The following is a 4,743-nucleotide window of genomic DNA, read 5'->3' as shown; positions in this document are numbered from 1 at the left end:
CAGCCGGGCCGCCCGCGCGGCGGCCAGCAGCAGCTCCGCCTTGCGGGTGGACTGCCCGCCGATCCCGTCCAGCGCCCGGAGCGCCGCGTCCGCCTCGGCCAGCGCCTCCGCGGCGAGACCGGCCGCCATCAGCACCTCGCAGCGCCGGATGTCCAGCATGAACGTCGGCGTGCCGAGCTTGGCGTACCGCTCCTCCGCCTCGTCGAGCAGCCGCAGCGCCGCCGGGACGTCGCCCGCGCGGAACGCGGCCAGCCCCCGGCTCTCCACCGCGTCCGCCTTGTCGTGCTCCTGCCCTGTGGTCTCCCACAGCGTCTCGGCCGCCGTGAAGTCGGCGTTCGCCCGCTCCACCGAACCCAGCGCCAGGTGCACCGTCGCCCGCAGGGTCAGCGCCCGCGCCGTCCAGATCACGTCCTCGGCCTGCCGCAGTACGGGAATGGCCCGCCGTACGTCCTCCAGGGCCTCCTTGTGATGGCCCAGCACCCACCACGAGTACGCCCGGCGGAACAGCACCCGCGCGCGGGTGTGCCCGGTGCCGCGCTCGACGCCCCGCCGCAGCGCGTCCATGCCCTGCCGGGTGCGCCCCGCGTGCACCAGTGCGACCCCGAGCGTGGCGAGGACGTCCGCCTCCCGCTCGGCCGAGTCCGCGCGCGCCGCCCAGGTGCGGGCCCGCCGCAGATGGGTCAGGGCCAGCCGCATGTCGCCGAAGTCCCGTTGCCAGATGCCGATCACCTGATGGGCGACGGAGGCGTGCAGGGGCGGTGGACGGTCACCCAGCACCGCTTCCGCCCTCGCCAGCGCCTCACCCGGGGCGGCGAACACCATCGGCAGCAGTTCCAGCACCGTGTCGCTTCCCGCTGTCACCCCACGATGGTAGTGCTCAGTCATCACGCCTCACAGGTGTGACGTTGTATCAAACGCCGGCACACCGGCTCTGCATTCACGAGGGCTCCGCGGCACCGGCCGCCGTCGCACCAGTGGAGGACATGCCATGGCACCACAGCGATTCCGCGAGCAGTTCGCACAGATCCAGCGCTCGATGCCCGACGTCCCCCTGGCGATCGGGCCGGACGACGCGGGCGAGTTCCTCTACGAGAAGGGTGTCGTCCTCGCCCGCGACGGAGAGGAGGCCCGCGTCGTCGAGGACACCGTGCGACAGCACTTCACCACCTTCGCCGGGCTCGCCCCGGACCATGTGCGCCGGGTGGGCCCGGAGACCAACCGCTCCGGCATCACCCGTATCCGGGTCGCCGACCCCGGCCGGGGCGACGGCAGCGGCGACCCGGCGGTCGCGGGGGCGCTGCGCGCGCTGTCGGCGACCGAGGGCCGTGCCGGGCACCGGCTGATCAGCCGCAACCACGTGGTGTCGATCGCGGTCAACGCCTGCCCCGGCGACGAGCCCGTGCCCGTGGCGCCCGGCGGGCAGCCCAACCCGGCCGCCGCCGGGACCGCCCACGACCCGGACACCGCCGTCGGCGTGCTCGTCATCGACACCGGTCTCATGCACGACCACCACTCCTACCCGCCGCTCGCCCACACCCGGGGCGACGCCCAGGTCGAGGAGTGCGACGGCGACGGGATCCTCCGGCAGTACTGCGGGCACGGCACATTCATCGCCGGACTCGTCGCCGCCGTCGCCCCCAACACCGACATCACCGTCCGCGGCACGCTGAACGACGCGGGCGCCGTCCTGGAGTCCGAGTTCGGCGAGAAGCTCTTCGAGGCCGTCGACCAGGACGGCTGGCCCGACGTCATCAGCCTCTCCGCCGGCACCTCCAACGGCCGTGCCGACGGACTCCTCGGCGTCGACGCCTTCATGCGGGAACTGCGTGAGCGGCCCACCCTGCTGGTCGCCGCCGCCGGCAACAACGGCAGCGCCACGCCCTTCTGGCCCGCCGCCTACGCCGACCTGCCCGGCTACGAGAACGCCGTGCTGTCCGTCGGCGCGCTGCGCGGGGACGGCGAGTTCGGCGCCTGCTTCAGCAACCACGGCGGCTGGGTGAAGGCCTACGCGCCCGGTGAGCGCCTCGTCAGCGCCCTCACCGGCTTCGCCACGCCCGTCCCGTACGTGTATCAGCACTCCACCTACGACGCCTGCCGCTACGGTTTCACGTACGCCTGCACGTGCCATCACCCGCGCCACACCGGCGTGCTGAGCGAGGACGAGGGCTCAGGCAAGCCGGACCAGGTGATGTTCGAGGGGCTCGCCCAGTGGAGCGGGACCTCGTTCGCCACCCCCGTCGCCGTCGGCATGGTCGCCGCCCACATGACCGCGCAGGCGGAGACCGACCCGCGCAAGGCCCGCCGGCAACTGCTCGACGCCAACACCGAGTACGCACAAGTGCGCGGGGCGCACGTCCCGGCGCTCCTTCCGCCCACCTGGCGCCCCGTGCAGGTCTCACCACCCTCGGCCCGGGCATGAGGAGCGGAGTTCTCCCTTCCACGGCGTACGATGACGTGCCGTACACGAGGGGTGGGACCGTGGAGCGTACTGAAGTCGGCGCGTTGGTCCGGTCCGCTGTCGACGGCGACGCGGCGGCCTGGAAGGCGATCGTGGAAGGGCTGGGCCCACTGGTGTGGTCCGTGGTGCGCGCGCACCGGCTCTCCGACGCCGACGCGCACGAGGTCTACCAGACCGTGTGGTTCCGTTTCGCCCAGCATCTGGGGCGGATCCGGGAACCCGACAAGACGGGCTCCTGGCTGGCCAGTACCGCGCGGCACGAGTGCCTGAAGGTGCACCGGAACGCGCGCCGGCTGATGCTGACGGACGATCCGCAGCTGCTGGACCGGGTCAGCGAGGACGGTGCGCCGGAGCAGTCGCTGCTGGAGTCGGAGGAGGCGGCGGCGCAGAGCGAGCGCGTGCGGCGGCTGTGGCAGGAGTTCGAGGAACTGGGCGAGCGGTGCAGGCAGTTGCTGCGCGTGCTGATCGCCTCGCCGCCGCCCAGTTATCAGGAGGTGTCCGCCGCGCTCGACATCGCGGTGGGCAGCATCGGGCCGCTGCGCCAGCGCTGTCTGCGCCGGCTGCGGGCCCGGCTCGAGGCACGGGGGGCGATGTGAACGACGACCTGGACGACGACTTCGACAGCGGGCTGCTGGAGGAGGAACTCCGGCAGGCGGCGGCCGTCCTGGACCCGTTGCCTCCCGCCCTGCTGCAGATCGCCGTCGACGCCTACGCGCTGCACGACCTCGACGCCCGTGTGGCCGAGCTGACCTTCGACTCGCTGGTCGACGCCATCCCGGTCAGGGGCGCGACGGACGTGCCGCGCATGCTCACCTTCACCGCCGGTGAGGTGACGCTGGACGTCGAGGTGACCGCGGAGGGCCTGATGGGCCAGGTGCTGCCGCCCCGGCCGGCCCGCGTCGAGGTACTCGGCGGCCCGCAGGCCACCACCCCGCTCGTCGCCGACGACCTGGGCCGCTTCACCACCGCCACCCCGCCCTCCGGCCCCTTCGCCCTGCGCCTGCGCACCGACGACGACGTGGTCGTCACGGAGTGGCTCCGCGCCTGACCCCTCCGGGCGGGGACCGAGGGGGCCGCGCCTCCTCGGTCCCCGGCCTTCCGAGGTCGCCGCGCGGCGTCCCGGCAGCGACTGCCGTGCCCGGCCCGGTTCTTCGCCCGCCGCCGCCCCTTCCCGTCCCCGGGGCCGCTGCCCCCGGACCCCCGCCCCCCGAACGCCGGAGAGGCCGGTACGCGCCGGAGACGGCGATCCGCCTGAGTCAGTGGGAGACCGCGTCGATCAGGGTGGCGAGTGCCGAGGCGAGTCCGTGCAGGCCCTGCCCGGCGGGGCCGCCCGGTTCGGTCATGTAGGTGTCCCGGCGGATCTCCACCATCAGGGCGGACACCTCAGCCCGCTTGCCGTAGAACTCCAGCGGTACGTACGTCCCGGCGAACGGGCTGTCCAGCCCCGTCCCCCCGCACGGCGCGAACGCCTCGCGGGCGGCGGCGAGCAGCCCGGGCGGGGTGTGGAAGGAGTCGGTGCCCAGGCAGACCTCCGGCCGTGGCCCGTCGCCGTGCAGTTCGTAGGGCAGCGGCGTGCTCGGATACGAGTGCACGTCGATGACCACGGCCCGCCCGGTCGCCGCGAGCCGGCCGGCGACGGCCTCCGTCATCGCCCGCGCGTACGGACGGAAGTACCGCTCGACCAGCGGCTCGGCGTCGAACCCTTCGGGCCGCAGCACGTCCTTGTGCGTGGTCCGCGTGTAGACCGCGCCCATGCCGACGGCCAGCATCTCCTCCCGCTCGTCCGGGAACCGCTCGGGGTCGACGACCAGCCGCGAGAGCCGGTTCACGAACCGCCACGGCGTGACCCCGGCCGCCCGCGCCGCCGCCTCGGCGATCGACGCGGTGTGCGAGTCGGTGATGTGGTCGAGCTCCCGCTCCAGCCCGGCATCGTCCAGCACGATCCCGGAACGCACGTCCCCCGGTATCTCCCGCGAGGAGTGCGGCACGTGCAGGATCACGGGGGAGTCCGGATCACCGGAAAGGAACGCGAAGGACGACGACACATCGGTCACGCGGTTGCTCCAAAGGCATGGTCAGTGGTTCACGACGTGATCAACCGTGTCACACGGCACTGACAACGCCCACCGCCGGAGGACCGGGGACCACCATGCCGACCGGCGACGGGCAGGTGCCCGCCCACCCGTTTTCGCGCGCCCCGTACCGCGGCGCCTGCCGCCCCGGCCACGTCGTGGACCGCGGCCGGGCCGTCCGGGCCGCCCTCTGCGAGCGCGTCGAGGCGGCCT

Annotated in this window: 5 protein-coding genes; 3 read left to right on the top strand and 2 right to left on the bottom strand. The window is 73.6% G+C overall.

Annotated elements, in window-relative coordinates; translation table 11 throughout:
* On the bottom strand, positions 1-822 hold an 822-nt coding region (locus tag B7767_RS18700), incomplete at its 3' end, for a tetratricopeptide repeat protein (RefSeq protein WP_256923483.1).
* 166 nt (positions 823-988) lie between these two features.
* Here B7767_RS18700 and B7767_RS18695 point away from each other — a divergent pair.
* From B7767_RS18695 to B7767_RS18685, 3 genes are read left to right on the top strand one after another with little or no spacing between them, the layout of a single operon-like run.
* Positions 989-2,419, top strand: coding sequence for a S8/S53 family peptidase (locus tag B7767_RS18695; protein WP_085573182.1), 1,431 nt, complete (start codon positions 989-991; stop codon positions 2,417-2,419).
* 59 nt (positions 2,420-2,478) lie between these two features.
* A complete protein-coding gene (locus B7767_RS18690; RefSeq protein WP_085573181.1) occupies positions 2,479-3,054 on the top strand; it encodes an RNA polymerase sigma factor in 576 nt (191 codons plus the stop codon).
* A complete protein-coding gene (locus B7767_RS18685; protein ID WP_085573180.1) occupies positions 3,051-3,506 on the top strand; it encodes a hypothetical protein in 456 nt (151 codons plus the stop codon). The genes B7767_RS18690 and B7767_RS18685 overlap by 4 nt, the downstream gene beginning before the upstream one ends.
* Before the next feature lie 208 nt (positions 3,507-3,714).
* On the opposite strand, the gene B7767_RS18680 is transcribed toward B7767_RS18685, so the two are convergent.
* Positions 3,715-4,512, bottom strand: a complete 798-nt coding sequence (locus B7767_RS18680; protein WP_085573179.1) for an N-formylglutamate amidohydrolase — start codon at positions 4,510-4,512, stop codon at positions 3,715-3,717.
* Positions 4,513-4,743: the final 231 nt, after the last annotated feature.

This window comes from Streptomyces sp. 13-12-16, assembly GCF_002114215.1.
GTDB lineage: Bacteria > Actinomycetota > Actinomycetes > Streptomycetales > Streptomycetaceae > Streptomyces.
The sequence above is the reverse complement of the archived record's forward strand: the minus strand, read 5'-3'. Positions and strand labels throughout refer to the sequence as shown.

What these genes read in the sequence shown, in the direction of transcription:
- B7767_RS18695 (WP_085573182.1), top strand. Translation starts at nt 989, where the DNA reads ATGGCACCACAGCGATTCCGCGAGCAGTTCGCACAGATCCAGCGCTCG.